The organism is Erwinia persicina NBRC 102418, from assembly GCF_001571305.1.
GTDB lineage: Bacteria > Pseudomonadota > Gammaproteobacteria > Enterobacterales > Enterobacteriaceae > Erwinia > Erwinia persicina.
This window is the reverse complement of the sequence record NZ_BCTN01000002.1, coordinates 59,379-86,360: the sequence shown is the minus strand read 5'-3', so window position 1 is coordinate 86,360 and position 26,982 is coordinate 59,379. Positions and strand designations below refer to the sequence as shown.

General features: G+C 55.4%; 23 protein-coding genes. 12 read left to right on the top strand and 11 right to left on the bottom strand.

Annotated elements, in window-relative coordinates; genetic code table 11:
• The first annotated feature begins 68 nt into the window (after positions 1 to 68).
• The 6 genes from sapA to EPE01S_RS03290 all read left to right on the top strand — a co-directional run bounded on the left by sapA (position 69) and on the right by EPE01S_RS03290 (position 6,639).
• Positions 69 to 1,697 carry an ABC transporter substrate-binding protein SapA gene (gene sapA, locus EPE01S_RS03315; RefSeq protein WP_062743177.1) on the top strand — a complete coding sequence of 543 codons (1,629 nt, stop codon included), beginning with the start codon at positions 69 to 71 and terminating at the stop codon, positions 1,695 to 1,697.
• Complete coding sequence (gene sapB / locus EPE01S_RS03310; RefSeq protein ID WP_062743176.1) at positions 1,694 to 2,659, top strand: putrescine export ABC transporter permease SapB; 966 nt, start codon at positions 1,694 to 1,696, stop codon at positions 2,657 to 2,659. Before sapA ends, sapB begins: the two co-directional genes overlap by 4 nt.
• On the top strand, positions 2,646 to 3,536 hold the full coding sequence (sapC, locus tag EPE01S_RS03305) for a putrescine export ABC transporter permease SapC (protein WP_062743175.1): 891 nt from the start codon (positions 2,646 to 2,648) through the stop codon (positions 3,534 to 3,536). Before sapB ends, sapC begins: the two co-directional genes overlap by 14 nt.
• Complete coding sequence (gene sapD, locus EPE01S_RS03300) at positions 3,536 to 4,531, top strand: putrescine export ABC transporter ATP-binding protein SapD (protein WP_062743174.1); 996 nt, start codon at positions 3,536 to 3,538, stop codon at positions 4,529 to 4,531. Before sapC ends, sapD begins: the two co-directional genes overlap by 1 nt.
• Positions 4,528 to 5,334, top strand: a complete 807-nt coding sequence (gene sapF / locus EPE01S_RS03295; protein ID WP_062743173.1) for a putrescine export ABC transporter ATP-binding protein SapF — start codon at positions 4,528 to 4,530, stop codon at positions 5,332 to 5,334. Before sapD ends, sapF begins: the two co-directional genes overlap by 4 nt.
• Before the next feature lie 147 nt (positions 5,335 to 5,481).
• Complete coding sequence (locus EPE01S_RS03290; protein ID WP_062743172.1) at positions 5,482 to 6,639, top strand: CMD domain-containing protein; 1,158 nt, start codon at positions 5,482 to 5,484, stop codon at positions 6,637 to 6,639.
• Here the strand turns inward: EPE01S_RS03290 and EPE01S_RS03285 are convergent.
• The 4 genes from EPE01S_RS03285 to EPE01S_RS03270 form a co-directional block, all read right to left on the bottom strand.
• Positions 6,617 to 7,513 (bottom strand): LysR family transcriptional regulator, encoded by an 897-nt coding sequence (locus EPE01S_RS03285; protein WP_062743171.1) that lies wholly within the window; start codon positions 7,511 to 7,513, stop codon positions 6,617 to 6,619. The genes EPE01S_RS03290 and EPE01S_RS03285 overlap by 23 nt on opposite strands.
• Positions 7,514 to 7,567: 54 nt before the next feature.
• Positions 7,568 to 8,311 carry a YnfC family lipoprotein gene (locus tag EPE01S_RS03280; protein WP_062743170.1) on the bottom strand — a complete coding sequence of 248 codons (744 nt, stop codon included), beginning with the start codon at positions 8,309 to 8,311 and terminating at the stop codon, positions 7,568 to 7,570.
• A gap of 121 nt (positions 8,312 to 8,432) precedes the next feature.
• On the bottom strand, positions 8,433 to 9,155 hold the full coding sequence (locus tag EPE01S_RS03275) for a YnfC family lipoprotein (protein WP_062743169.1): 723 nt from the start codon (positions 9,153 to 9,155) through the stop codon (positions 8,433 to 8,435).
• Between the two features lie 88 nt (positions 9,156 to 9,243).
• A complete protein-coding gene (locus tag EPE01S_RS03270) occupies positions 9,244 to 10,833 on the bottom strand; it encodes a PTS transporter subunit EIIC (RefSeq protein WP_062743168.1) in 1,590 nt (529 codons plus the stop codon).
• A gap of 242 nt (positions 10,834 to 11,075) precedes the next feature.
• Here EPE01S_RS03270 and EPE01S_RS03265 point away from each other — a divergent pair, with 242 nt between their 5' ends.
• The 4 genes from EPE01S_RS03265 (at position 11,076) to pdeR (ending at position 19,947) form a co-directional block, all read left to right on the top strand.
• Positions 11,076 to 13,382, top strand: a complete 2,307-nt coding sequence (locus EPE01S_RS03265; RefSeq protein WP_062743167.1) for an FdhF/YdeP family oxidoreductase — start codon at positions 11,076 to 11,078, stop codon at positions 13,380 to 13,382.
• Between the two features lie 128 nt (positions 13,383 to 13,510).
• Positions 13,511 to 15,454, top strand: coding sequence for an exoribonuclease II (locus tag EPE01S_RS03260; protein WP_062743166.1), 1,944 nt, complete (start codon positions 13,511 to 13,513; stop codon positions 15,452 to 15,454).
• A gap of 182 nt (positions 15,455 to 15,636) precedes the next feature.
• Positions 15,637 to 17,703 (top strand): carbon starvation CstA family protein, encoded by a 2,067-nt coding sequence (locus EPE01S_RS03255; protein ID WP_062743165.1) that lies wholly within the window; start codon positions 15,637 to 15,639, stop codon positions 17,701 to 17,703.
• A gap of 252 nt (positions 17,704 to 17,955) precedes the next feature.
• Complete coding sequence (pdeR, locus tag EPE01S_RS03250) at positions 17,956 to 19,947, top strand: cyclic di-GMP phosphodiesterase (RefSeq protein WP_062743164.1); 1,992 nt, start codon at positions 17,956 to 17,958, stop codon at positions 19,945 to 19,947.
• Between the two features lie 10 nt (positions 19,948 to 19,957).
• Here pdeR and EPE01S_RS03245 read toward each other — a convergent pair whose 3' ends face one another.
• The gene (locus tag EPE01S_RS03245) at positions 19,958 to 20,827 is read right to left on the bottom strand and encodes a crotonase/enoyl-CoA hydratase family protein (protein WP_062743163.1); all 870 of its coding nucleotides are present in this window, start codon (positions 20,825 to 20,827) and stop codon (positions 19,958 to 19,960) included.
• A 260-nt stretch (positions 20,828 to 21,087) separates the two neighbouring features.
• A complete protein-coding gene (gene araD / locus EPE01S_RS03240) occupies positions 21,088 to 21,786 on the bottom strand; it encodes an L-ribulose-5-phosphate 4-epimerase (protein ID WP_062743162.1) in 699 nt (232 codons plus the stop codon).
• Positions 21,787 to 22,190: 404 nt separating this feature from the next.
• Between araD and osmB the strand changes: the two genes are divergently transcribed.
• On the top strand, positions 22,191 to 22,409 hold the full coding sequence (gene osmB / locus EPE01S_RS03235; protein WP_062743161.1) for an osmotically-inducible lipoprotein OsmB: 219 nt from the start codon (positions 22,191 to 22,193) through the stop codon (positions 22,407 to 22,409).
• Between the two features lie 53 nt (positions 22,410 to 22,462).
• Here osmB and yciH read toward each other — a convergent pair whose 3' ends face one another.
• The 5 genes from yciH to pgpB all read right to left on the bottom strand — a co-directional run bounded on the left by yciH (position 22,463) and on the right by pgpB (position 26,135).
• Entirely contained in the window at positions 22,463 to 22,789 is a 327-nt protein-coding gene (gene yciH, locus EPE01S_RS03230) for a stress response translation initiation inhibitor YciH (RefSeq protein WP_062743160.1), read from the bottom strand.
• A complete protein-coding gene (pyrF, locus tag EPE01S_RS03225; RefSeq protein ID WP_062743159.1) occupies positions 22,789 to 23,505 on the bottom strand; it encodes an orotidine-5'-phosphate decarboxylase in 717 nt (238 codons plus the stop codon). Before pyrF ends, yciH begins: the two co-directional genes overlap by 1 nt.
• A gap of 206 nt (positions 23,506 to 23,711) precedes the next feature.
• A complete protein-coding gene (gene lapB, locus EPE01S_RS03220; RefSeq protein ID WP_062743158.1) occupies positions 23,712 to 24,881 on the bottom strand; it encodes a lipopolysaccharide assembly protein LapB in 1,170 nt (389 codons plus the stop codon).
• A gap of 6 nt (positions 24,882 to 24,887) precedes the next feature.
• Positions 24,888 to 25,196, bottom strand: a complete 309-nt coding sequence (locus tag EPE01S_RS03215; protein WP_062743157.1) for a LapA family protein — start codon at positions 25,194 to 25,196, stop codon at positions 24,888 to 24,890.
• 174 nt (positions 25,197 to 25,370) lie between these two features.
• Positions 25,371 to 26,135, bottom strand: a complete 765-nt coding sequence (gene pgpB, locus EPE01S_RS03210; protein WP_062743156.1) for a phosphatidylglycerophosphatase B — start codon at positions 26,133 to 26,135, stop codon at positions 25,371 to 25,373.
• 228 nt (positions 26,136 to 26,363) lie between these two features.
• Between pgpB and ribA the strand changes: the two genes are divergently transcribed.
• Positions 26,364 to 26,954, top strand: coding sequence for a GTP cyclohydrolase II (gene ribA / locus EPE01S_RS03205; RefSeq protein ID WP_062743155.1), 591 nt, complete (start codon positions 26,364 to 26,366; stop codon positions 26,952 to 26,954).
• The last annotated feature ends 28 nt before the right edge of the window (positions 26,955 to 26,982 follow it).

The following is a 26,982-nucleotide window of genomic DNA, read 5'->3' as shown; positions in this document are numbered from 1 at the left end:
CTGCAAACTTTGGGTGCAGCCTGAGAGTGCGGTACACTGTGTTTATTGCCTGAATTTTCAGAAGAGTTATGCGCAAACTAATCTCTACTCTGCTTCTCAGCCTGAGTACGCTGAGTGCTCCGGTCTGGTCATCAACGCCTGGCGATATTCGCCAGAGCGGCTTCGTGTATTGCGTTAATGGCGTGATGAATACCTTTAACCCTCAGCTGGCCAGCAGTGGACTGGTGGTTGATACCCTCGCTGCGCAGCTTTATGATCGGTTGCTTGACGTTGACCCTTATACCTACCGGCTGATCCCCGAACTGGCTGAAAGTTGGGAGGTGCTGGATGACGGCGCGACCTATCGTTTCCATCTCAGGCAGAAGGTTCCCTTCCAGAAGACCGCGTGGTTTACCCCCACCCGGACGATGAACGCCGATGACGTCGTGTTCAGCTTTGAACGGATATTTAACCGCAAGCATCCCTGGCATAATGTGAACGGCGGCAGCTACCCCTATTTTGACAGCCTGCAGTTTTCAGACGCGGTACAGAGCGTGAGGAAACTGGACAAAAATACGGTAGAGATCCGTCTTAACAGTCCCGATGCCTCATTTCTCTGGCACCTGGCCACCCACTATGCGCCCGTACTGTCAGCGGAGTATGCTGACCAGTTGACCCGGGCCGATCGCCAGGAGCAGCTGGATCGGGAACCGGTAGGTACCGGGCCTTTTATGCTCAATGACTACCGCGCCGGCCAGTACGTTCGTCTGCAGCGAAACGATGCCTACTGGAAAGGTAAGCCGCGTATGTCACAGGTGGTGATTGATATGGGCGCAGGTGGCACCGGCCGCATGTCTAAGCTGCTGACGGGCGAGTGTGATGTGCTGGCCTACCCTGCAGCCAGTCAGCTGTCAGTTTTACGCGACGACCCTCGTCTGCGCCTGACACTGCGGCCCGGGATGAATATTGCCTATCTGGCATTCAATACCCGCAAAGCGCCGCTTGACCGCCCCGAAGTGCGTCAGGCACTGGCGCTAGCGATCAACAATGAACGCCTGATGGAGTCTATTTATTACGGCACGGCAGAAACTGCCGCCTCTATTCTGCCTCGTGCCTCCTGGGCCTACGACACCGATGCCCGGGTGACGCCGTATAACCCGCAGAAGGCACGCGAGGCATTGAAGGCGCTGGGCATTGAAGAACTGCATCTGAACCTGTGGGTCCCTTCTGCCTCGCAGTCGTGGAACCCAAGCCCGATGAAAACAGCAGAGTTAATCCAGGCGGACCTGGCGCAGGTGGGCGTGAAAGTCACCATCGTGCAGGTTGAAGGCCGCTTCCAGGAGGCACGGCTGATGGAGATGAATCACGACCTGACGCTGACGGGGTGGGCAACGGACAGTAATGACCCGGACAGCTTCTTCCGCCCTCTCCTCAGCTGTGCAGCCATTGCGTCACAAACAAATTATGCTCACTGGTGTAATTCCGGCTTTGATGAATTACTGCACAAAGCGCTGCTGTCGCAACAGCTGGCGAAACGCATCGACTATTACGATCGCGCTCAGGCGATGCTGTCTCAGGAACTGCCCGTTCTGCCGCTGGCCTATTCCCTTCGGTTGCAGGCTTATCGCTACGACATTAAAGGTCTGGTACTGAGCCCATTCGGTAATGCTTCATTTGCGGGTGTCCACCGTGATGACGGCAAGGAGAAGTCACCGTGATTATCTATACGCTTCGCAGGCTGGTGCTGTTTATTGTCACGCTGTTTATGCTGACGCTGCTTGGATTCAGCCTCAGCTACTTTACCCCTCACGCCCCTCTGCAGGGGGCCTCACTGCTGGATGCCTGGTGGTTCTGGTTTAAGGGCATCCTGCAGCTGGATTTCGGCGTATCCAGCATTAACGGTCAGTCCATCAATCTGCAGTTGCGGGAGGTATTTCCGGCCACGCTGGAGCTCTGCTTCATGGCCTTCTCCCTCGCGCTGATGGTCGGCATCCCGCTGGGTATCGCCGCCGGGGTCATGCGTAACAAGTGGCAGGATAAGGCGATCAGCGCAGTGGCGCTGTTGGGCTTTTCGCTGCCGGTATTCTGGCTGGCACTGCTACTGACGCTGTTTTTCTCGCTCAATCTCGGCTGGCTGCCGGTTTCCGGACGTTTAGACCTGCTTTATCCCGTACAGCAGCTCACCGGATTTGCGCTGATTGACGCCTGGCTGACCGACTCACCATGGCGCCATGAAATGATTATCAGCGCCCTGAAGCATATGGTGCTGCCGGTAACCGCACTGGCCGTCGCCCCCACCACGGAGGTGATCCGCCTGCTGCGTATCAGCACCCGTGAAGTCATGGAGCAGAACTATGTTAAGGCCGCGGCGACGCGCGGGCTGTCGCTGTTGACCATCATTCGTCGCCACGTGCTGCATAACGCGCTGCCGCCGGTGATCCCCCGCCTGGGGCTGCAGTTTTCGACGATGCTGACGCTGGCGATGATCACGGAGATGGTCTTCAGCTGGCCAGGGCTGGGTCGCTGGCTGATTAATGCTATCCGCCAGCAGGACTATGCGGCGATCTCCGCTGGGGTGATGGTCGTGGGTGGACTGGTTATTGCCGTGAACGTGCTCTCAGATATTTTAGGTGCTATGACAAATCCGCTGAAACACAAGGAGTGGTATGCCCTCCGATAATATTTACGCTGAAAAGCGGCCACCCAGCCCACTGCGTCATACGTGGGGGCTGTTCTATCGCGATACCACGGCGATGATCGGTTTTTACGCGTTTATTGCCGTGCTGCTGCTGTGTATTTTTGGCGGGCTGCTGGCGCCATATGGGCTGGATCAACAGTTTCTGGGCTATCAGCTTCTGCCCCCTTCGTGGTCACATTATGGCGACGTCTCGTTCTTCCTGGGCACCGACGATCTGGGGCGGGACCTGTTGAGCCGGTTGTTGAGCGGTGCCGCTCCGACGGTGGGTTCAGCGATTGTGGTCACGCTCTTAGCCTCGCTGTGTGCGATGGTGCTTGGGGTGATGGCTGGGCTGACCCACGGACTGCGTTCAGCGGTAATGAACCATATTCTCGACACGCTGCTGTCGATTCCTTCTCTGCTGCTGGCCATTATTGTCGTGGCTTTTCTCGGGCCCCGGCTGGAACACGCCATGCTGGCAGTCTATCTGGCTATTCTTCCCCGACTGGTGCGCGCCATTTACAGTGCGGTACATGAAGAGCTGGAAAAAGAGTATGTTGTGGCCGCCCGTCTGGATGGCGCCAGCAGTCTGGATATCCTTTGGTATGCGATCCTGCCGAATATTCTGGCGCTGCTGGTCACGGAGTTTACCCGTGCCCTGTCCATGGCGATCCTCGATATCGCTGCGCTGGGTTTTCTCGATTTAGGTGCCCAGCTTCCCTCACCGGAATGGGGTGCGATGCTGGGTGATTCGTTAGAGCTGATATATGTTGCCCCCTGGACCGTGATGTTACCCGGCGCGGCGATTATGCTGAGTGTCTTGATTGTTAACCTGTTGGGTGACGGCGTTCGCCGGGCCATCGATGCGGGAGTTGAATAATGCCGCTGCTCGATATTCGTAACCTGACCATTGAATTTATGACGGCCGACGGGCCGGTGAAAGCAGTGGATCGGGTCAGTATGACGCTGACCGAAGGCGAAGTGCGTGGCCTGGTCGGTGAATCCGGTTCAGGTAAAAGCCTGATTGCCAAAGCTATCTGCGGCGTGACCAAGGATAACTGGCGCATCACCGCAGACCGGATGCGCTTTGATGATATTGACCTGCTCCATCTGTCGCCACGTGAACGACGTAAAATCGTCGGCCATAACGTATCGATGATTTTTCAGGAACCTCAGTCGTGCCTCGATCCATCGGAAAGTATTGGTACTCAGCTCAAACAGGCCATCCCTCGCTGGACGTGGAAAGGCCGCTGGTATCAGCGCTTCGGCTGGCGTCAGCGCCGGGCAATTGAGCTGCTGCACCGCGTGGGTATCAAAGATCACAAAGACATTATGAGCAGCTTCCCCTACGAGCTGACTGACGGGGAGTGTCAGAAGGTCATGATTGCTATCGCGCTGGCGAATCAGCCACGCCTACTGATTGCGGATGAGCCGACGAATGCCATGGAGCCGACTACCCAGGCGCAGATTTTCCGCCTGCTGTCGCGTCTGAACCAGAATAATAACACCACGATACTGTTGATCAGTCACGATCTGCAGATGCTCAGTCACTGGGCAGACCGGATTAATGTTATGTACTGCGGGCAAACGGTAGAAACGGCGCTCAGTGAAGACCTGATCACCGCGCCTCACCATCCTTATACCCAGGCCCTGATCCGCGCCATGCCCGATTTTGGCCGATCGCTGCCGCATAAAAGCCGCCTGAATACACTGCCGGGGGCGATCCCGTCGCTGGAGCATTTACCGATTGGCTGCCGCCTGGGCCCGCGCTGTCCCTACGCGCAGAAGACCTGCATTGAAACACCGCGCCTCTCCGGATCGAAAAGTCACCTGTTTGCCTGCCACTTCCCACTGAATATGGAGAGTCAGTCATGATTGACACGCTGCTGGAAGTGCGCAACTTGAGTAAAACGTTCCGTTACCGTACCGGGCTGTTCCGACGACAGCACGTTGAGGCCGTCAAAGACGTCAGTTTTACTCTGCAGGAGCGCCAGACGCTGGCAATCATCGGAGAAAACGGTTCCGGGAAGTCAACGCTTGCCCGCATGCTCAGCGGCATGATTGCCCCATCTGCCGGTGAAATTGTCATTGACGATCATCCGCTGGAGTACGGCGATTATGGCTATCGTAGCCAGCGTATCCGTATGATATTTCAGGACCCTTCGACGTCCCTTAATCCCCGTCAGCGTATCAGCCAGATCCTGGATTTCCCGTTGAGGCTGAATACCGAGCTGAACACGGAGGAACGGGAAAAGCGTATCATCGCCACGCTGCGTCAGGTGGGGCTGTTACGCGATCACGCCTCCTATTATCCGCACATGCTCGCGCCCGGTCAGAAACAGCGCATCGGACTGGCGCGCGCCCTGATCCTCCAGCCCAAGGTGATTGTGGCCGATGAGGCGCTGGCTGCGCTGGATATGTCGATGCGTTCGCAGCTGATTAATCTGATGCTGGAGCTGCAGGCGAAACACGGAATTTCCTATATCTACGTGACTCAGCATCTGGGCATGATGAAACACATCAGTGACAAGGTGCTGGTGATGCACCAGGGCGAAGTGGTCGAACGCGGCAGTACGGCTGACGTGCTGGCCTGCCCGCTACATGATTTAACCCGACGTCTGATCTCCAGCCATTTTGGTGAGGCACTGACTGCCGATGCCTGGCGTAAAGACCGTTAATGTTTCCAGAGGGGGCCGGCTATTCAGGGTCGCCCTGCTCCCTTTCCTCTCCTTATGCTTTCCAGCTATTTGATAGTACGGATCATTATTTCTTTCGCGCTGCGGGTTACGCCAGGATAACTGTGCCGTCATTGAAAAGGAATGATCATGGAACAGCGCCGCTTTACCGGCAATAACCACTGGTATCATGAAACCCAGTCCAGCCTGCCCGCCCAGCGCGCGCCGCTGATGCCTGAAGCTGCCACTGTTGAAGACCGTTTTCTGTTGGGTCTGGCGCAGCAGTTGGAAGGAGAACTGAACACCATTTTGCAGGAAAGACAGCCAATCCTGCTGGCTTCCCGCGATCTCTATCAGCTGCTTTTCCCGGCCGAACTCACCACCACACTCACCCACACCCTGACGCTCTACGATCGTCTTAGCGTCGCCCTGACGGTGGCCCAGGTGACCGGTGTGCAGCGACTGTGCAACCACTATGCTGCCCGTCTGAACCCGCTGCCGGGGCCGGATTCATCAAGGGAGAGTAATCATCGTCTGACGCAGATTACCGAGTACGCTCGCCAGCTCGCCAGCCAGCCCACACTGATTGACGCCGTGTCCGTACAGCGTCTTGACGAGGTGGGTTTAAGTGCGCCCGATATCATCAGCCTCGGTCAGATTGTGGGCTTTGTCAGCTATCAGGCCCGCGTCGTTGCAGGCATCCACGCCATGCTGGCGCTGCCGGTACGCTGGATGCCCGGCGTGACCATCCCGCCTGATGCCTGTTCTGAGACGCTGCTGGCAGGCAGCCAGTGGCGTCCTGCGCTGCCCCCCCTGGAATTGCGCTATGCCGCACCGGACCAGCTTGAGGCGTTAACCTTTTGCCAGCCGCTGTCGGAGCTGCAAGATGCTGCCTGGCTGTTCGCGCACGACGGTAAGGTGTTGTACGGCTGGGGACGTCTGTTGGATACCCTGAAAACAGCGCGCAGTCACAGCGCGTCGCGGCTGGCCGCTGCTGTCACCTCGCGTATCAACGGCAGTGCCTCTTGTTTCGTACGCTACACCGCAGACAGTGACCTCTTTACAGCCTTGCATGAGGGCGTGGAACAGGGGCTGAAAGCCGCAGACAGTCAGCAGCAGGTGTTAATCGCCCTTGCGGCACAGCTGACCCGATCCCCGGAGCGGGTCAACGCCGCGCATATTCAACCGCTGAAAGATGCCGGGTTGAGCAGCGGCCAGGTCTTTGATGTGATCCTCAGCGTTGCCGCCACCAGTTGGGGTAACCGCCTGATGCAGGGGCTGGGTATCAGTTCATTAGCCAGCGCCTGACCTCATCAAAAAAGTGCTGCGCCAGGGGCGTGGCGCGGCCCGGCTCCGCGATCACCACGGCCCCCTGGCGGGACATGGGCGGTAGCGCCATTTTGCGGCGTTGCAGCCCGCTGGTCATCCCGTCGATCAGGTGCCCGACCGGCGATACCATACACCCTAATCCTACCTGAACGCCCTGCAACAGCTGGAACACCGAGGTGGTTTCCAGAACAACGCGCATCGACAGCCCGGCCTCCCGGAAGTGGCCGTCAACGTAACGACGAAAATAGCGCGTCTGTTCTGCCAGGCACAGCGGCAGTGCCGCGACATCGTGCAGCGCCAGCAGACTGTCGCCTTCCAGTTGCGGAAAATGCTGAGGATGATAAAGCAGCTCCACGCCGTTATCCGCCAGCGTCTCGGCCTGGAAATGCAACTCACGCAGCGTCGCCAGCTCGAAGAAGCCGATGCCGACATCCACCGTATGACTGTTCAGCGCCTCCAGCAGCTGGTCGGCACTCAGCACCGCGACCCGGTAGTCGAGCTGGGGATAGCGATCGCTGATGGCTTTCAGCATCACAGCCAGTGACATACTGCACTGGGGCACCACGCCGAGACGCAACGTACCGGTCACGCCGTGCTTAAGAGACTCGACTTCCAGCTTTAACCCCTGATAGACCGAGACAATTTCCCGCGCCCAGGAGAGTACGCGCTCGCCTTCCGGCGTGAAGCCATCAAAGTTATTACTGCGGTTGATCAGCGACAGCCCCAGCTCACGCTCCAGATTTTTCAGACGCATGGAAAGCGTGGGCTGGCTGACAAAGCTGGCCTCAGCGGCGCGGCCAAAGTGGCGCTCACGCTCCAGGTTGCATAAATAGATGAGCTGTTTAATGTCCATTATGATGATGTCTTCGTTAGTGTGCGAACGCGTGCGCCGCCGGCCGGGCTGCTGCTAATAAAATTCACTGACCAGCGTCGACCGGCGTTCAATGATGGTATCACCGGGCGTGGTTTTAATCGTATAGCGGCAGGAAGTGGGAACGCCCTGCTGATACTCACAGCGCGTGGTGATTTCTCTGGTCGAGGCCGGGTAGGTGGTGATCAACACCCCATCCAGCAGTTTATCCGCCTGTGCCTGAGCAAATGTCTGTTTGTCATCGCTGATCAGACGAGCCCCTTCCCTCATATTCCGCCTGGCCATTCGCCCCTGCTCGTCGTAGGTGATGTCAATGCGCAGAGGATCCGGGGTGGACGAAAAAGCTGAAATCAGCCCACGGTCGTTGTAACGGATGTCCAGCGTAGAATCGCCGCGGGTTTTTGATACAACGTTGCACTTGTCGTCCAGTTTCATCAATACCGGTTTACCGTTCTCCTCACCGACCAGCGTATCTTTGTCCCGGCGCAGGCTGGTGTTCGAGTGGATTTTGCGGTCGTTAATTAAGTAGAGGCTGGTCACGTCAACATCGGTGAGACAGCCCTGCTGGTCGAAGCGGGCCGTGACTTCGTGCTCTTTCTCACCGCTGGCACCGGACAACGTCTGATGGGTGCTTTTCAGCTTTCCGGGGATGGGTTCGAAGAGAAAAAGCGTCGACATATTTCTGACCGTTGTCGATACGCCTCGGGTTTCTTCATGCTTACAGCCGGTAAGCAGCAGCACAGGCAACAGCAGCGCCAGCGTTGTCTTCATCATATCCATACAGTGTGATTCCTGTCAGTTTAGTCATTTTTATTCATAATGATGCCTTTTGATGCCCACTATGATGATGTCTTAGCCCGTATTTGTGTGCAAAACCGTATCCCGATGAGCGGGCTTGCTGTTAATAAAACTCACTGGCCAGCTTTGCATGGCGTTCCGTCACCGTGTCACTTGTGGACGTTTTCACCGTGAACATGCAGCTGACAGGCACGGCCTGCTGATACTCACAGCGGGTGGTGGTCTGCCGGGTGCCGTCCGGCGTTGTGCTTTTCGTGACGGCATCAGAGGGTTTATCACCGGCGTCTGACGCGTATTTTTGTACGCCTTCTGAAATCTGACGATCGCCGCTGAACGCTTTCTGTCCTGTCGGGCGGCCCTGTGCATCATAGGTTAGTTCGACGCGGAAATCGGACTGGGGGGAGGAGAGCCCGGAAATCAGGCCCTGCTTATTGTAGGCGATATCAATGGTAAAATTTCCGCTGGTTTTGGACAGCACGTTGCACTCGCTGTCCAGTTTAAGCACCAGGGGTTTACCATTTTCTTCTCCGACGAGCTGGTCTTTCTCCCGCCGTGCGCTGATACTGCCGATATCGAGATTAGTGACCTCAAAATCCGTCACGCAGCCGTTTTTATCGAAATTAAACACCCCGTCATAACGCTTTTCACCGTTATCTTCGAAAATCGTCTGATGGGTGCTCTTCAGTTTTCCGGGGATGGCCTCAAACTGATAAAGATAAGACAGATTCCTGATTTTCCTGGCAATGCCTTCATCTTCCTCTTGCTGACAGCCAGCAAGCAGCAGCAGCGGCAACAGCAGTACCGCCGTCGTTTTCATCGTGTCCATGTCACCCGTATCCTGTCCGCGTAATCAGATTTACGCAATATTATCGGCAGGTTAGCGCCATTCTTCAGCGGACATCATACCCGGCTGCTCAGGACATCCCTAACGCACTTTTGACGTCATTCGCGATTTTTTCTACCTGCGGGCCATAAATCACCTGCACGTCGTGGTCGCTGACGCGATTAACACCGTTGGCACCGGTCGTCATCAGCGTCTGATCGACGACTTCATTCATCTGTTTTACCTTCACCCGCAGACGCGTAAAGCAGCAGTCAACGTCCTCGATATTGCCCTCGCCGCCCAGTCCGCTGATGATCACCCGGGTACGTTCATCCGCCGTGACGCTAACCTGCGGTAGGGCCTCATCCGACTCGCGGCCCGGCGTCTCCACCCTCATGCGCAGAATGATAAAGCGGAAACCATAATAGTAAATCGGCACATAAATCAGCCCCAGCCCGACGCTCCACCACCACGCCGTTTTACTGCCGCCGAGGATCCCGAACACCACCAGGTCAATCGCCCCCCCCTGGACATTGCCAATCATCAGGTGCATCAGCGACATGAGCATAAACGACAGCCCGCTCAACAGGGCATGGAAGAGATAGAGCACCGGCGACACGAAAATAAAGCAGAATTCCAGTGGCTCAGTAATGCCGGTAGTAAAAGAGGTCAGCGCCCCGGCAAGCACCAGTGCCTTGACTCGCTGCTTATGTTCCGGCCGGGCGCAGTGGTACATCGCCAGCGCGGCCGCAGGCAGGCCAAACATCATTACCGGGATTTTCCCCTGGGCCAGAAAACGCGTGGCTTCCTGCACCGTCGCATCCGGCACCGATCCGGGATGGGTGAGTGAAGTATTGAAAATATTCAGCGCGCCCACAATGGTCTGCCCGTCTACCGTTGCAATACCGCCGATGGGGGTAAAGCGCACCGTTTCATTCAAAATATGGTGCAGACCGGTCGGGATCAGTAGCCGTTCACTGGTGCCATAGAGAAAGGCGCCGTACTGGCCGCTTTTGCCGATCAGCTCTCCCACCCAGGCAATGCCGGCGCCAATGGTGGGCCAGATCAGTGCCAGCAGCACGCCGATCAGGGGCAGCACCAGCACGGTAACGATCGGCACAAACCGCCGCCCGCCGAAGAAAGCAATCGCTGCCGGCAGTTGGATCGTATAACAGCGATTGTGGATCATGACCGTCACCAGGCCAGCGATTACCCCGCCAAGCACGCTCATGTTGTAAGTGAAAATCCCCAGCATCTGGATATATTCCGCCGAGGTCATCATTGCGGCGGTCTGATCCATCCCCTGCTGTTGCAGCGCGGCGGCGGTGGTGGTGGCCGCGGTCAGCCCGCGGGCACCCAGCGTGGCGCTGATACCGACATGCAGAGCAATAAAGCCTATCACCGACGCAAACGCCGCCGTGGGCTTTTCCGCCTTCGCCAGACCAATGGCACTGGCAACGGCGAAGAACAGCGGCAGGTTAGCAAACAGCGCACCGGCCACTTTGCGGATAAACCCAATCACCAGTTGGGGTACCTGCATACTGGCAAACGTCTCCCCGGTGATCACCGGGTTCTGCAGCGCCGCCGCCACGCCCAGAAAAATACCGGCGGCGGCAATGACGGAAATCGGCATCATCAGGGCTTTGCCGAAGGCATGGATCTTACTGGCAAACTCTTTCATCAGGACTCTCCCGCTGTAATGACAACCGGCTAAGTATGCGTCGCATCAACCACGATGCCCGCGCCACGCAGACGTTTAAGCGAATATTTTTTGACCAACTTCACACTTTCGCATTTTTCGCGATAAATGCCACCTATCGCACCATCTCTGTAATCAATTAGACAACGGCGCGTTCGGATAGCAAAATCGCCAAAAAGAAGTCATAACTTCTTAACAATTAATCAACATAAGCCTGCGAAAAAATGAAATTTAAAGAAGCCATCAAGCCATACGACGCTGCCGCCGGCGGCTGGGGTTCACTGGAAGCGACCACCCGTTTTGTTTTCGACAGCAAACAGGTGTTAAAAAACATGCGCAATCTGATGCGTATGAACAAGGCGAAAGGCTTTGACTGCCCTGGCTGTGCCTGGGGGGATGATAACAAGAGTACCTTCAGCTTCTGTGAAAATGGCGCTAAAGCCGTCACGTGGGAAGCCACCCGCCGCCATATCGGGGCAGACTTCTTCGCCCAGTACAGCGTGTCCGCCCTGCGTCAGCAGAGTGATTATTTCCTTGAATATCAGGGCCGACTGACCGAACCGCTGCGCTATAACCGCGCCACCGATCGCTACGAACCCATTAGCTGGGACGATGCCTTCGCCCTGATCGCCCGCCATATTAAGGCGATGGATAACCCGAATCGCATGGAGCTGTACACCTCCGGGCGTGCCAGTAATGAAGCCTCATGGCTGTATCAGCTCTTTGGCCGCATGAACGGCAGTAACAACTTCCCTGACTGCTCAAATATGTGCCATGAAGCCAGCGGTACCGGCCTGAAGCGCAGTATTGGCGTAGGGAAAGGCACCATTCGCCTGGACGACTTTGACCATGCAGATGCGATCTTTGTCTTCGGGCAGAACCCGGGCACTAACCACCCGCGGATGCTGCACAGCCTGCGCCATGCTGCCGATAACGGTGCGAAAATTGTCACGTTTAACACACTGCGCGAGCGGGGACTGGAGCGCTTTGCCGATCCGCAGAAACCGCTGGAAGTCGTCACCAGCATGGCAGGCAAAATCAGCTCGACTTATTACCAGCCTAATCTCGGCGGTGATATGGCGGCGGTTCGCGGTATGGTGAAAGTGCTGGCCGAAAACCACCGTGCACGGGTGGCGGCCGGTGAGAAAGGTTTGTTTGATGAGATATTTATCAATGCCAGAACCGAGGGGCTGGAAGCGTACCTTGCCGCCGTTGATGCCACTGAATGGTCACATATTGTCAGCCAGTCGGGCCTGAGCGAACAGCAGATCCGTGAAGCGGCGGCGATTTATCAGAGTTCAGAACGGGTGATCTGCACGTGGGCAATGGGCATCACCCAGCATAAGCACTCGGTGGATACCGTACGCGAAATTGTCAATCTGCAACTGCTTTTCGGCCAGTTAGGTAAGAAAGGCGCGGGCCTGTGCCCGGTGCGTGGACACAGCAACGTGCAGGGTAACCGCACGATGGGCATTGATGAAAAACCCTCTCAGGCGTTTCTCGACAGTCTGGGGCAGCACTTTGACTTTGAGCCACCCCGTGAGAGCGGCCACAACACCGTTGAAGCGCTGGAAGCGATGCTGCGTGATGAGATAAAAGTGCTGATCGCGCTGGGAGGCAATCTGGCTGCTGCTGCACCGGACAGCCCACGCACCGAAGAGGCATTGAAACGCTGCGATCTGACCGTGCAGATCAGCACCAAGCTCAACCGCAGCCACCTGTGCCCGGGGGCGGTTGATGCCCTGATCCTGCCCACCCTGGGCCGCACGGAGCAGGATATCCAGGCGAGCGGCCCGCAGTTTATTACCGTGGAAGACTCCTTCAGCATGGTGCATGCCTCTGAAGGCGTGGGTAAACCGATTGCTACTACCCAGCGTTCTGAAACCTGGATTGTCGCCGGGATTGCCCATGCGGTGCTTGGTAGTGAGAAAGTGGACTGGCTGTCGCTGGCCGGTGATTACAACAAAATCCGCGATCATATTGCCGCTACTTTGCCGGGATTCAGCGATTTTAATGCCAAATGTGACCTGAAAGGCGGGTTCTATTTGGGCAACGCTGCTGCCGAACTGCGTTTCAACACGTTGCACAACAAAGCCCAGTTCAGCGCCGCTAGCCTGCCCGCGTCCCTGTTCCCGCAGCTGGATGTTGAGGTGCCTTTCACACTGCAAACGCTGCGCTCGCATGACCAGTACAACACCACAATCTACGGGCTCGATGACCGCTATCGTGGTGTTTACGGTCAGCGTGAAGTGCTGTTTATCAACCAGCAAGATATGGAAAGAATGGGCTTCGCCGCCGGGGATAATGTGGACATTGAAACCCTGTGGAACGACGGTATCACCCGCAAAGTCAGCGGGTTCAAGCTGGTGCCCTATGCGATCCCTCGCGGTAACCTTGCGGCCTATTATCCCGAAACCAATCCACTGGTTCCGCTCTCCAGTTTTGGTGACGGCAGCGGCACGCCGACGTCTAAGTCAGTGCCGGTGAAAATCAGCCTGTCACCGGCGACAACCGGCTTACGCATCGCCTGATTATCACAGGGCGGCTGGCACAAAACGGCCGCCCTGTGTCTGTAGATGTAACGGCTTTTTACTTGCCGTGACGCGGTTAATCGCGTAAAACTGTCTGCCGCTCTTAGGCCACGAAAACTGTTGAAATTATGTTCCAGGATAACCCGCTGCTCGCGCAGCTTAAAGAGAAACTCCACTCCCAGACGCCGCGTGTTGAAGGTGTGGTAAAAGGCACTGAAAAAGGTTTCGGCTTCCTGGAAGTCGATGCCCAGAAAAGCTACTTTATTCCCCCGCCGTTCATGAAAAAAGTCATGCACGGTGACCGCGTGAGTGCGGTTATTCAGACTGATAAAGATCGTGAAGTTGCCGATCCTGAAACGCTGATAGAACCGTTCCTGACCCGCTTTGTCGGCCGTGTGCAGAAGAAAGACGACCGCCTGTCGATTATTCCTGACCATCCGCTGCTGAGAGACGCCATTCAGTGCCGTCCTGACCGAAATGTGAAGCATGACTTCCAGGCCGGTGACTGGGCCGTTGCGGAAATGCGTCGCCATCCCCTGAAAGGCGATCGCGGTTTTTATGCTGAACTCACAGAATTTATTACCACGGCTGATGACCATTTAGCGCCGTGGTGGGTCACTCTTTCACGCCATAATCTGGAGCGTGAAGCGCCGGACGTGGCCACGCCGGAAGAGATGCTGGACGAACAGCTTGAGCGTGAAGACCTCACCGCCCTCACCTTCGTGACGATCGACAGCGCCAGTACCGAAGATATGGACGATGCGCTGTACGTGGAAGAAGCCGCCGATGGTGCGCTGAAGCTGACGATCGCCATTGCCGATCCGACAGCCTATGTGCCGGCGGGCAGCCAGCTCGATGCGATTGCCGCCGAGCGCTCGTTCACCAACTACCTGCCGGGTTTTAATATCCCGATGCTGCCACGCCAGCTGTCTGATGATATCTGTTCTCTGCGCCCCAACGTGCGCCGTCCGGTGCTGGCGTGCCGCGTCACGGTGGCGGCTGATGGTACGCCGGGCGATGACATTCAGTTCTTTGCAGCCTGGATTGAATCCAAGTCTAAGCTGGTGTACGACAACGTCTCCGACTGGCTGGAAACTGACGGTGCCAGTGACTGGCAGCCGGAAAGCGAAGATATTGCTGAACAGATCCGCCTGCTGCACCGCCTGTGTCTGGCGCGCAGCGTATGGCGTCAGCGTCATGCGCTGGTGTTTAAAGATCGCCCTGACTTCCGCTTCCTGCTGGGCGAGAAAGGCGAGGTGCTGGATATCATTGCTGAACACCGCCGCATCGCCAATCGCATTGTTGAAGAGTCAATGATCCTCGCCAACATCTGCGCGGCCAGTGTACTGCGCGATAAGCTTGGTTTTGGTATTTATAACGTTCACCTGGGCTTCGACGAAGTGAATGCCGAGCAGGCTGCTGCTGTTCTGGCAAATCACGGGGTGGTCGCCGATCCGCTGGCAATCGCCACGCTGGAAGGCTTCCGCACGCTGCGTCGTGAGCTGGATACCCTGCCGACGCAGTTCCTCGACAGCCGTATTCGCCGCTTCCAGTCGTTTGCCGAGGTCAGCATCACGCCGGGGCCGCACTTTGGCCTGGGTCTGGAGGCGTATGCCACCTGGACCTCACCGATCCGTAAGTTTGGCGACATGGTTAACCATCGCCTGCTGAAAGCGATCATTAAGGGCGAAACGGCACACCGTCCTGCTGATGAACTGACGGTGAAAATGGCCGAGCGCCGTCGTCAGAATCGTATGGCAGAGCGTGATGTGGGTGACTGGCTCTACTCCCGCTTCCTGCAGAAGGCGGTTGGCACCGACCAGCGCTTCAGCGCGGAAGTGATCGACGTTTCCCGCGGTGGCATGCGCGTTCGCCTGCAGGATAACGGTGCGGTAGCCTTTATTCCTGCGCCATTCATTCATGCCGTGCGCGATGAGCTGGTATGCAGTAATGAAAATGGCACTGTGCAGATCAAAGGTGAAGTGGTGTACCGCGTCACTGACCTGATTGAAGTGACCATCGCCGAAGTGCGTATGGAAACCCGCAGCGTCGTCGCCCGCCCGGTCGTTTGATATCCCTAACGGGACAGCCTGAGCGCTGTCCCGTTTTTCGTTCCCCTCCCTGCCTGTCGCGTTCCGCGAATAAGAAAAACTCTCTGCGCCTCACATTTCTCATTCCATTTACTTTCATAAACATTCTTTTACATTACGTTTAACTTGTCCCCCCTCTTACGGATCTGACAAGGAGTACTGTAATGAAAAACGTCAAAACCGGGCTGGTCTGGTTACTGGTGGCGTTAGCCGGTGCCTGCGCCTTTGCCATGCTGGCGCTCAACCGCGGCGAGCCCGTTAACGCACTGTGGCTGGTAGTGGCTGCCGTCGCCTGCTACAGCATCGCTTATCGTTTTTACAGTCTGTTTATTGCCCGCCGCATCTTCGAACTCGATGACCGTCGTCTGACACCGGCAGAACGCAATAATGATGGGCTCGATTATGTGCCGACCAATAAGTGGGTGCTGTTTGGCCATCATTTTGCCGCTATCGCCGGTGCCGGCCCCCTTGTCGGCCCGGTCCTTGCCGCGCAAATGGGGTTCCTGCCCGGTACGCTGTGGATCCTGATTGGGGTGATGATGGCCGGTGCGGTGCAAGACTTCCTCATCCTGTTTATTTCCACGCGCCGCGATGGCCGTTCGCTGGGCGAGATAGCAAAACAGGAGTTAGGGGCTTTCGCCGGCGTGATCACCATGCTGGGGGCGCTGGGGGTGATGATTATTATTCTCTCCGCGCTGGCGCTGGTGGTGGTGAAGGCACTGACCAACAGCCCGTGGGGATTATTTACCCTGGCAGCGACCCTGCCGATTGCCCTTTTTATGGGCGTATATATGCGTTTTCTGCGGCCGGGTCACATTGCCGAAGTGTCCCTGATCGGTTTTGTGCTGATGATGGCGGCGATTATCTACGGGGGCGATATTGCCCTGCACCCTTACTGGGGCCCGTTCTTTACCCTTAAGGGCACCACCCTGACGCTGGTGCTGGTGATTTATGGCTTCGTGGCCTCGGTGCTGCCCGTCTGGCTGCTGCTGGCACCGCGTGATTATCTGTCAACATTCCTGAAAATCGGCGTGATCGTTGGCCTGGCCATTGGCATCGTCTTTGCCATGCCGGAAATGAAAATGCCGGCAGTGACCCAATTTATCGATGGCAGCGGCCCGGTATTTTCCGGCGGCCTGTTCCCGTTCCTGTTTATCACTATCGCCTGCGGCGCCATCTCCGGCTTCCATGCGCTGGTGTCCAGCGGCACTACGCCGAAGCTGATTGAACGTGAAAGCCATATTCGCATGATCGGCTATGGCGCGATGCTGATGGAGTCATTCGTGGCTATCCTGGCGCTGATTTGCGCCTCAGTGATCGACCCCGGGGTTTACTTCGCCATGAATGCGCCTGCAGCGCTGATAGGTACCACGGTGGAAAGCGCCAGCCAGGCGATCAACGGCTGGGGATTTGTGGTGACACCGGAAATGTTAAGCGCCATTGCCCGCGATGTGGGGGAAACCTCGGTGCTTTCGCGTGCCGGTGGCGCACCCACCTTTGCCGTCGGAATGGCGCACATTATTACCGACGTGTTTAACAGCCGGGCGATGATGGCGTTCTGGTATCACTTCGCCATTTTGTTTGAAGCACTGTTTATTCTGACCGCTGTCGACGCCGGGACACGTGCCTGTCGTTTTATGGTGCAGGACCTGGCCGGGACCATGGTGCCGGCGCTGGCCAATAACCGCTCCTGGGCAGGCAATATCATCGGCACTGCCGTGGCAGTTGCAGGATGGGGTTTCTTTGTTTATCAGGGGGTTATCGACCCGCTCGGCGGGATTAATACCCTCTGGCCGTTATTTGGTATCGGTAACCAGATGCTGGCTTCAATGGCGCTGATCCTCGGTACCGTGGTGTTGTTTAAAATGAAAAAACAGCGCTATGCCTGGGTCACAATTATCCCGACAGTGTGGCTGTTTATCACCTCAATGACTGCCGGATGGCAGAAAATCTTCCACGAGAAGCCCTCTATTGGTTTCCTCGCCCAGGCGAAGAAATTTGGCAAAGGTATTGACCAGGGCATCGTGATCGCTCCGGCAAAAACAGTGGCAGATATGCAGACCATTGTTATCAGCAATCAGATCAATGCCGGACTCTGCGCCTTCTTTATGCTGGTTGCCGTGACGATGCTTATCGCCGCGTTTTTCGCCATTCGCCGTGCCCTGCACAGTGATACCCCGACCGTGCGTGAAAGTCCGATAGTGCTTCGCGACGAGAAAGTCAATATGTGATGAATTTTCCGTCAATTGAGAAGGATTTCAAATACCTCTGCCGTAAGGCAAATATGACCGACAAAGTGATCAACTTAGTCAAATTATCCTGCTAATATGCTCCCCCGATCGCCTGATCGGGGGCTCTTATGCTACCCGGTAATTTTCAGCAAAAAAATATATTCCCCGGGTCACTTGTGATCCAGCTGGTTGCCGAATACTGTTGCTAAAATAAGAAGATACCATCTGCTAAGTCGCATCGAGGGAAACAAAATGACCGATGAACAAGGGCAAACGCTTCTGTATGCGTATTTTGGCACCAGCAGCCCTCATTGGCGTTTATCTTCCGACAGCGATGCACTGCTTTTTGCTGAAGATGAAGGTGGCATCACCAATATTGCCGTTAACCTGACGGCCTCCCAGGCCAGTATGCTGCGCAATATGACGGTCATCACCTCCAGTGTGAATCTCACCATTACGCTTTATGGCACTGAGCTCTCCATGCACCTGGTCGGCCGAAAAGTGTCACAGTCTACCTGGGCCGGTACCGCCTCAGCCTGGGGGGATACCTCTTCCGTAGCCCGTGACCTGGTGTTGGGTCTGTCGTTTGCAGAGCAGGTGGTTTCGGAAGCGAATTCGGTAATTGTTATTGTTGATCATCAGGGAAATATTCAGCGTTTTAATCGGTTGTGTGAAGAGTATACCGGCCTTAAAGAACAGGACGTGATTGGTCGCAATGTCTTCCAGCTGTTTATGTCCCGTCAGGAGGCGGCCGCCTCGCGACGCAATATCAGCACATTTTTCCGTGAAGGCAGCTCGTATGAAGTTGAACGCTGGATCAAGACGAAAAAAGGTCAGCGCCTCTTCCTGTTCCGCAATAAATTTGTTCACAGCGGCAGTGGTAAAAACGAAATTTATCTCATCTGTTCCGGAATGGATATCACTGAAGAACGTCGTGCACAGGAGCGTCTGCGGGTACTGGCAAATACGGATACCATCACGGGTCTGCCCAACCGTAATGCCATTAATCACCAAATTACAGAAACGCTGGAAAAACGCACCACCCAGCAGATGGGTGTGGTCTATCTGGATCTTGATAATTTTAAAAAAGTGAACGATGCCTACGGGCATATGTTTGGCGACCAGCTCCTTCAGGCTGTTTCCCTGGCGATCCTCAGCTGTCTGGATAAAACTCAGACACTGGCGCGTCTGGGCGGCGATGAATTTATTGTGCTTGCCGAAGACACCAGCCAGGCTGCATTAGAAGCGATGTCTTCGCGTATTCTTGAGCGGCTTAAACAGCCTTTTCGCATAGGCCTGATCGAAGTCTATTCTGGCTGCTCTATCGGGATTGCCCTCGCCCCGCAGCATGGCGAAGATCGTGAGAGCCTGATCCGTAATGCCGATACGGCAATGTACACGGCGAAAGAAAACGGGCGCGGCAAATTCTGTATTTTTTCTGCCGAGATGAATCAACGCGTCTTTGAATATCTGTGGCTCGACACTAACCTGCGTAAAGCACTGGAACAGCATCAACTGGTGCTGCACTATCAGCCGAAACTGAATGCGGATGGCGCGGTGACCAGCGTTGAAGCACTGGTGCGCTGGATGTCGCCTGAGCGTGGCCTGATCCCCCCGGACAGTTTCATCTCCTATGCCGAAGAGTCCGGTTTGATTATTCCGCTGGGACGCTGGGTGATGCTGGCCGTGCTGGAACAAATCCTGCTCTGGCGGAAACAGGGAATATTTCTGCGCGTCGCGGTCAATGTTTCGCCCCGTCAGCTGGTCGATCAGAATATTTATACCGACCTGAAACTGGCGCTTGATCAGGCCGGTCTGACCCACTGCCCCATTGATATCGAGCTGACGGAAAGCTGCCTGATTGAGAATGAGCAACAGGCACTGATGCTGATGAATCAGTTTCAACAACTGGGTGCGGCCGTTCATCTTGACGATTTCGGCACCGGATATTCCTCGCTGTCACAGCTGGCCCGCGTACCGATAAATGCCATTAAACTGGATCAGAGCTTTATCCGTGGCGTCGATCATCGCGAAGTTTCGCAATCCCTGGTCAGGGCCATCGTTGCCGTTGCCAGAGCGCTTAACTTAGAAGTGATTGCGGAGGGGATTGAAACTGAAGAAGAGGCTGAGTTTGTCAGAGCAAGCGGTGTGCACACCCGTCAGGGCTTTTTGTATGCGAAGCCAATGCCCGCTGACGAACTCGAGCACTGGCTTCTACGGCATCATGCCACTAATCGTCCGTGAGGGAGGGGAATCAGCCCGCTTTCAGTAACGTCTGCGCGCTGTGACGGTTTTGCAGTTGGACTAAACGCTCCATATAGGCAATATCCTTTGGCTCCATGGTAAAGGCGAAATCGACCCAGTCCTCCGTGATATCCATCAGCTCAGCCCGGGAGAGTTGCAGTACGCGCTGACGCGCTTTCAGCATCGCCCTTACCCCATTAAGTTTCGGTCTTAACGTATCGATAAAGGTGCGCGTACAGCGGTAACCGTCTCCCGGCTGGAATAGCCGATCGACCAGGCCCCGGGTTTCGAACCACTCTGCCGTATGCGATTCACCCTCACAGATCAGCTCCTCCGCCAGCTTCATCCCGGAACGACGCGCGACCAGCGAGTATCCACCCATTCCCGGAAACAGGTTAAATGCGATCTCCGGAAATCCCATGCGGGCGGTGTTTTGTGCGAGGATAAAATGGTGCGCCAGCGCCGCCTCGAAGCCACCACCCAGTGCGCTTCCTTCCACCATCGCAATACTGACGGCTCCCGTATCGAACCCGCGTGCAGCGGCATGGATACAGTCAACGCACGCGCGGGCGTAAGCCCTCAGCGCCTCCCGCCGTCCGTTCTTGATAGACTCCACAAAAAAGCGCAGATCTCCCCCCGCGTTAAACATGGTGGGAACCAGTGAGCCCGTTACCCAGAAGTCGATCTGCAATCCTGAGCGCTGGGCGGCATAGCTGAGGTTCATGATCTCTTCGATCAGTTGATGGTTAAAACTCGGACGTGGCTGCGCCCGCAGCATCATCCACATCGTGCGGCGCTCTTCCTCGTAATAAGCGGACAGCTGGGTCATTTGTCCCGCTTCGTTAAACAGCCTGCAGGTAGTCTGATTTACAACAGTCATAAAAATATCCTCTGTTTAGTTATGCGTTATACGCAGCCCCAGCCTAATCCAGAGTCTGTCCGTGCTAAATGGGTGTTTGATTTTTAAGAAAAATAACAGATAAAGCCGTCGGAAATATGCGCGACAGCGCCTGCGGGCAGGAGGGAGGAAAAACGGGCGAAGGACGCAAACGGCGGCAGCCCGCCACGCTGACGGTATGCCGCTAAGTGATGTGTCATGCAGGCAACCACGTGGATAGCGGTCAGCCGCGGGTATATCGGTTATTTCTGTCCGTAATAGGCATTTTTACCGTGCTTGCGCAGATAGTGTTTATCCAGCAAGACCTGCTGTACTGCCGGCAGCTGCGGGGTCAGTTGTTGACTGAAAATGCCCATATAGGCCACCTCTTCCAGCACCACCGCGCTGTGGACGGCGTCTTCGGCGCTGCGACCCCAGGCAAAAGGCCCGTGTGAGTTAACCAGCACAGCGGGGATCGCTAAGGGATCGATACTGCGCTGTTGCAGCGTTTCAATGATCACCTGCCCGGTTTGCCATTCATAGCGATCGCGGATTTCGTCGTCGCGCATCTGTCGGGTACAGGGAATGGCCCCGTAGAAATCATCGGCATGGGTGGTGCCCCATGCGGGCAGATCTTTTCCTGCCTGCGCCCAGATGGTGGCATGACGCGAATGTGTATGGACAATCCCCCCTATATGAGGCCAGGCGAGATAGAGCGCACGATGCGTATCGGTGTCAGATGAGGGCCGTTTATCGCCTTCAATCACCTGCCCCGTGGACAGGTCTACGACGACCATATCGTCCCGCTTCATGTCGTCATAGCTGACGCCGGAGGGTTTGATGACAATAACGCCCTGCTCACGGTCAATGGCGCTTACGTTGCCCCAGGTAAAAGTCACCAGTCCATAGCGCGGTAGCGCAAGGTTAGCGTCCAGCACCTGCTGCTTAAGATGTTCCAGCATGTCGTTTTCTCCACTGTGGCCGGGCATTTATTGTCTGCGCCACAGATGAAGACGGGTATGGAGGCAATGGCTGTATCAGCGGCAGGATCCGGCTGGACAAAAAATTTTGCGAGGCGGTTCGAAAAAAATAGCCGGGGAAATTAAGATTTTTTACCTGTAAAGACGTCCAGCAATATTTCAAAATAAGTTATTGCCTTTACCCCAGTGATAGTTAGAAGTCTTACTATCCGGTTAAGGTGAGGGAGTCCTGAGCCGGCGGATTCACACACAGACAATTATTTACGCGAATTTTATGCGTTCGGTGACATAAATCACCAGAAAACAAGCCGGTGCAGGCTCGATAACGCAGAGCCTCTTCTATACTTGATGAGTATCTCTGGTGCTGCAATTAAGGAGTAGTAAATATGTCAATCACTGCAAAACGCATTACCGCCGGCTTGCTGGCCGCTACATTAGTTCTTTCCCTGAGCGCATGCTCAAACTGGTCTAAACGCGATCGTAATACAGCAATCGGCGCAGGTGCTGGCGCTATTGGTGGTTCTGTTCTGACAAACGGAAGTGGACTGGGTACCCTGGGTGGCGCCGCAGTAGGTGGGATCATCGGACATCAAATCGACAAATAATAAAGCAGCGTATCGCGGGCCGAACGCTGTTCGGCCCTGTTAAGCGGTAAAACTTACCCCCCGGCCAGTTTTACTTTAAACCCTTTAGCTTCCAGTAGTGTTTTTAACAGGTCGCGTTTATCGCCCTGAATTTCGATGACTCCCTCTTTCAGTGCTCCGCCGCAGCCACATTTCTTTTTAAGTTCAGCCGTCAGTTTCGTTAATTCCGCATCATCAAGATCAATACCGCTAATCAGGCAGACACCTTTACCCTTTCGGCCGCTGGTCTGGCGCTGTATACGCACTATGCCATCGCCCTTCGCCCGCTGCACTACTGCTTTAGGTTCGTCAATTCGTCCGGTTTCCGTTGAGTAAACCAGCCGGCTGTTGTCATCGGCCATTATGCCTCCTGTAAATCGTTCAGGATGCTACGCAGTGTACTGGCCGGATCGGCGGATTGTGTAATCGGACGACCGATCACCATATAATCAACCCCTGCCTGCTGCGCCTGCCGGGGTGTCATAATCCGCCGTTGATCGCCCGCATCGCTGCCTGCCGGGCGAATGCCGGGTGTGACCAGCCGGAACGTCTGCCCGATAGCCTGTTTGAAATGCCGGGCTTCCTGAGCAGAACACACCACGCCATCAAGCCCGCACTGTTGGGTCAGGCGCGCCAGGCGCCCGGCCTGCTCTGCCGGGGAGAGTTCAATACCAAGACCGCGTAAGTCATCAGCGTCCATGCTGGTCAGCACCGTGACCGCAATCAGCAGTGGCGCATCCTTGCCAAAAGGGACCAGGGCTTCTCGTGCTGCCGTCATCATTCGTGCCCCGCCGCTGGCGTGGACATTGACCATCCATACACCGAGGTCTGCCGCTGCCGCCACGGCATGGGCCGTAGTATTGGGAATATCATGGAATTTCAAATCAAGGAAAACCTCAAAGCCACGCTGTTGCACATCGCGCACCCACTGAGGCCCGAAGCGCGTAAACATTTCTTTGCCAATCTTGAGGCGGCAGCTGCCGGGTTCAATCTGGTCAATAAACGCCAGGGCGTTATTGCGGTCGGCATAATCTAACGCCACCACAATCGGTGAGCCGGTTATCTGAGGTAATAGCATGGGAATCCCCTCTTAAAGTGGAGCACCGCGTGGCGCAAACGATAAACGGGATGCATTCTACCTGTGACACAGGAAAATGCACAGCGAATCAACTCTCTTCCTGTATGACCGAAGACAACGCTGATGTTACTGGCACCTTTATTAAAAAACCTCATTAGTATGTTGTAACTAAAGTGGGTAATTCCCCCACCACAGGCGGGTTCTGTTTACTGGCCGTCGAGGCCTCTGATCGGTTTAACGGATGACCAGGCACGGCATGACGGGCAGTGCCAGTAAAGAGCATGGGCCGTAAACCCACATTTATGGCAGCGGTAGCGCGGTTTGGTGCGGATTTGTTCACCGACCATATCACGCAGCACCATCAGACTGTCCTTAGCCCGGCCCTCTTCCGCCTCCTGCAAGTTGAAATCCATCAGACGATGGAAAACACGCATAGTAGGATGCCGCTGAAGCTGACGTGTAATGTAGGTTTGCGCGACTTCCGGGCCCTCTTCACGATCGAGAATACCCGCCAGATAAAGCTCGGCCGCTGCACCGGTATTTTCTTCGACACAACGTTTAAGATACTCCGCCCAGGCCTGAGGTTGCCCCAGGTGTTCGTAGCATCCTTCCAGCATCTCAAGGGTTTCGCTGACCAGTTCTTTATCCTGCTCAATGACCCGCTGTAAATGCCCTACCGCTTTCTGATATTCATTCTTAGCCATATGAATACGGCCCATCATAATCGAAACCCGGGCACTGCTTCGGTCGGCGGACTCTCCTTTTTTCAGAAGACTCATCGCGCGGTCAAGATCGTCGCTGCTGATGGCCTGAAGCGCCAGCTCACAGTAAAAGTGAGCAATTTCCATTTTCAGGCGATCTTTACCCTGTTTAACCAGCCGTTCGGCGACTTCAATCGCATTTGGCCAGTCACTGGTCGCCTGGTGGATCACCAGCAACTGCTGCAGGGCGCTGATGCGAAAATCAGTTTCATCCACCAGTTGGCCAAACATCTGTTCAGCACGATCGTAAAATCCGGCCGCCATGTAGTCACGTCCCAATTGCTGGATAGCCAACAGCCGCTGGTCATAGGTAAGAGAAGAACTTTCCATCAGAGCCTGGTGAATGCGTATTGCGCGATCGACCTCACCGCGAGAGCGGAACAGGTTACCCAGCGTAAGATGCGCTTCGACCGTGCCGCTATCCTCTTTCAACATATCGAGGAAAAGATCGACGGCTTTATCCTGCTGATTAGAAAGCAGGAAGTTCACCCCGGTCACGTAGTCACGTGACAGGCGGCTGGCCTCCTGTTGCTTATCCTGTTGCGCACTTCTGCGCCCCATATACCAGCCATAGGCGGCGGCGACGGGGAGTAACAGAAACAGCAGTTCTAACATAGGTGATTATTCCTTGACGACAGTAACCTGTGACGTTGTCACAGTTTCTTCTGTCTGCCCCAGTTGCTGCTGAAGACGTTTAATTTTGCGTTGAGCATGCGCCAGTGAAACACGAACACGCAGCCAGAACAGCCCACAGATTGCCCAGCCTAACAGGAAGCCGGCAGCAAAAAGTGAAGCCAACAACGTTGAAACACGGAACTCACCCTGCGCCAGCAGATAGTTGAACGTCACCACCTGATCGTTGTGCGCGCCCAGCGTGACAGAAATGACGAAAATCGCCAGAACCACTAAAAAAATCAGCAAATATTTCACAGTTCATCCCATAACCTGGTGTTAACCAGATGAATTATGCCAAAAAAAACGCGCTTATGCTTGCACAGATATGAGGATGCCCCCAGATTGCCCTCCTGCGTCCCTCATGTCACTCCAACTGCGCATAACAAGCTGACTGAACTAAGTGGGGGCAGAAAGGCGTCTTTACAATCATCAGGCGTCATTTTCCCGTTCCGCGATCTCCTGCTGTTCCTGCGGCGGTACGGTTAACGGACCGCAGAAACGCTGGGCCAGCCAGGTCGCCAGGGTAATGAATAACCAGCTAATCAGCGTGGCCACAATTAAATCACGCGGCCAGTGCATACCCAGCATCAGGCGACTGCCCATTACTGCAGTAGCCCACCCCATCAGCAGGATAAGGGTAACGTAGCGGCGACGCGGCCACAGCAGGCCGACACCCAGCAGCGCCCAGCTGGCGGCAAACATCGTATGGCCCGAAGGGAAAGCAAAGCCTGTTTCAAATGCCCAGTGCTTTTTTAACCAGCCAGGCAGTTGCGGATTGTCCGCGACGGCATCACGCACAGTGATACTGCGCTGTTTACGTTTCTGCTCATAGAATACCTGCCCATTAATACCGTAGGTTTTTTCCAGCCAGAGCACATAGGGACGCGGCTCCTGCACCTCTTCTTTAATCAGGCTTTTGGTGTACTGTCCGGTCAGCAAGGCGCCAATAATTATCCCCAGCAGGAAGACCGCCGGTTTCCAGCGAAAGCGGAGGCACCAGAGAAACCAGCCGCAAAGAATGGCACTGGTCAGTATTCCCCACGGGCTGGTGACCGTTTCGGTAAACCAGAAGAGGACTTTATGGCCCCACCCCATCTCTCCAGGCTGCCACTGCCAGCCTGACAGCATCACCCCAACAGGCATAATCAGGAGTAACAGCATGCCAAGGGTGGTACGTTTAAGGATATCTGCCATGTGTTTTTCCTTAGCGCCGTTGATATCACAACCTTGTTATAAGATTGGCTTTAAAAATAATAACATAAGGATTGTGATAGCGATAATTGTGCGCTATTAAATCAATCGCTCTAACGTGTTAACCTGCGCACGCCGTGTTGTGGCAAAATAGGCTCAATTGTTGGCGTCAGGTCACTGACACTGCGCTATCAGATCATAGCGCAACACCTGAAGTTTCTGGAGAGTCACATGCAGCTTAAACGGGTAGCAGAAGCGAATCTGCCCACGCCATGGGGAGATTTCCTTATGGTAGGTTTTGAAGAACTGGCAACCGGGCATGACCATGTTGCCCTGGTTTACGGCGATATTTCCGATAGTAAGCCAGTGCTGTCACGCGTCCATTCCGAGTGTCTGACAGGCGATGCTCTCTTCAGCCTGCGCTGCGACTGCGGTTTTCAGCTGGAAGCCGCGCTGACGCAGATCGCGGAACAGGGGCGTGGGATCCTGCTTTACCATCGTCAGGAAGGACGCAATATCGGTCTGCTGAACAAAATCCGGGCCTATGCCCTGCAGGATAAAGGCTACGACACGGTAGAGGCGAACAATCAGTTGGGCTTTGCTGCCGACGAGCGCGATTTTACGATTTGTGCGGATATGTTCAAACTGTTGGGCGTGCATGAAGTCCGGCTGCTGACCAATAATCCAAGAAAGGTAGAGATTCTGACGGAAGCCGGGATTAATATCACCGAGCGCGTTCCACTTATTGTGGGAAGAAACCCTAACAACGCGCATTATCTGGATACCAAAGCGGCGAAGATGGGTCACCTGCTGTCAAAGTAATCCCTCATGCGGTCCCCTTAGGTGATAA

Coding starts and splice junctions, on each gene's coding strand:
- sapA (WP_062743177.1), top strand. CDS start 69: ATGCGCAAACTAATCTCTACTCTGCTTCTCAGCCTGAGTACGCTGAGT.
- sapC (WP_062743175.1), top strand. CDS start 2,646: ATGCCCTCCGATAATATTTACGCTGAAAAGCGGCCACCCAGCCCACTG.
- sapD (WP_062743174.1), top strand. CDS start 3,536: ATGCCGCTGCTCGATATTCGTAACCTGACCATTGAATTTATGACGGCC.
- sapF (WP_062743173.1), top strand. CDS start 4,528: ATGATTGACACGCTGCTGGAAGTGCGCAACTTGAGTAAAACGTTCCGT.
- EPE01S_RS03290 (WP_062743172.1), top strand. CDS start 5,482: ATGGAACAGCGCCGCTTTACCGGCAATAACCACTGGTATCATGAAACC.
- EPE01S_RS03285 (WP_062743171.1), bottom strand. CDS start 7,513: ATGGACATTAAACAGCTCATCTATTTATGCAACCTGGAGCGTGAGCGC.
- EPE01S_RS03280 (WP_062743170.1), bottom strand. CDS start 8,311: ATGGATATGATGAAGACAACGCTGGCGCTGCTGTTGCCTGTGCTGCTG.
- EPE01S_RS03275 (WP_062743169.1), bottom strand. CDS start 9,155: ATGGACACGATGAAAACGACGGCGGTACTGCTGTTGCCGCTGCTGCTG.
- EPE01S_RS03270 (WP_062743168.1), bottom strand. CDS start 10,833: ATGAAAGAGTTTGCCAGTAAGATCCATGCCTTCGGCAAAGCCCTGATG.
- EPE01S_RS03265 (WP_062743167.1), top strand. CDS start 11,076: ATGAAATTTAAAGAAGCCATCAAGCCATACGACGCTGCCGCCGGCGGC.
- EPE01S_RS03260 (WP_062743166.1), top strand. CDS start 13,511: ATGTTCCAGGATAACCCGCTGCTCGCGCAGCTTAAAGAGAAACTCCAC.
- EPE01S_RS03255 (WP_062743165.1), top strand. CDS start 15,637: ATGAAAAACGTCAAAACCGGGCTGGTCTGGTTACTGGTGGCGTTAGCC.
- pdeR (WP_062743164.1), top strand. CDS start 17,956: ATGACCGATGAACAAGGGCAAACGCTTCTGTATGCGTATTTTGGCACC.
- EPE01S_RS03245 (WP_062743163.1), bottom strand. CDS start 20,827: ATGACTGTTGTAAATCAGACTACCTGCAGGCTGTTTAACGAAGCGGGA.
- araD (WP_062743162.1), bottom strand. CDS start 21,786: ATGCTGGAACATCTTAAGCAGCAGGTGCTGGACGCTAACCTTGCGCTA.
- osmB (WP_062743161.1), top strand. CDS start 22,191: ATGTCAATCACTGCAAAACGCATTACCGCCGGCTTGCTGGCCGCTACA.
- yciH (WP_062743160.1), bottom strand. CDS start 22,789: ATGGCCGATGACAACAGCCGGCTGGTTTACTCAACGGAAACCGGACGA.
- pyrF (WP_062743159.1), bottom strand. CDS start 23,505: ATGCTATTACCTCAGATAACCGGCTCACCGATTGTGGTGGCGTTAGAT.
- lapB (WP_062743158.1), bottom strand. CDS start 24,881: ATGTTAGAACTGCTGTTTCTGTTACTCCCCGTCGCCGCCGCCTATGGC.
- pgpB (WP_062743156.1), bottom strand. CDS start 26,135: ATGGCAGATATCCTTAAACGTACCACCCTTGGCATGCTGTTACTCCTG.
- ribA (WP_062743155.1), top strand. CDS start 26,364: ATGCAGCTTAAACGGGTAGCAGAAGCGAATCTGCCCACGCCATGGGGA.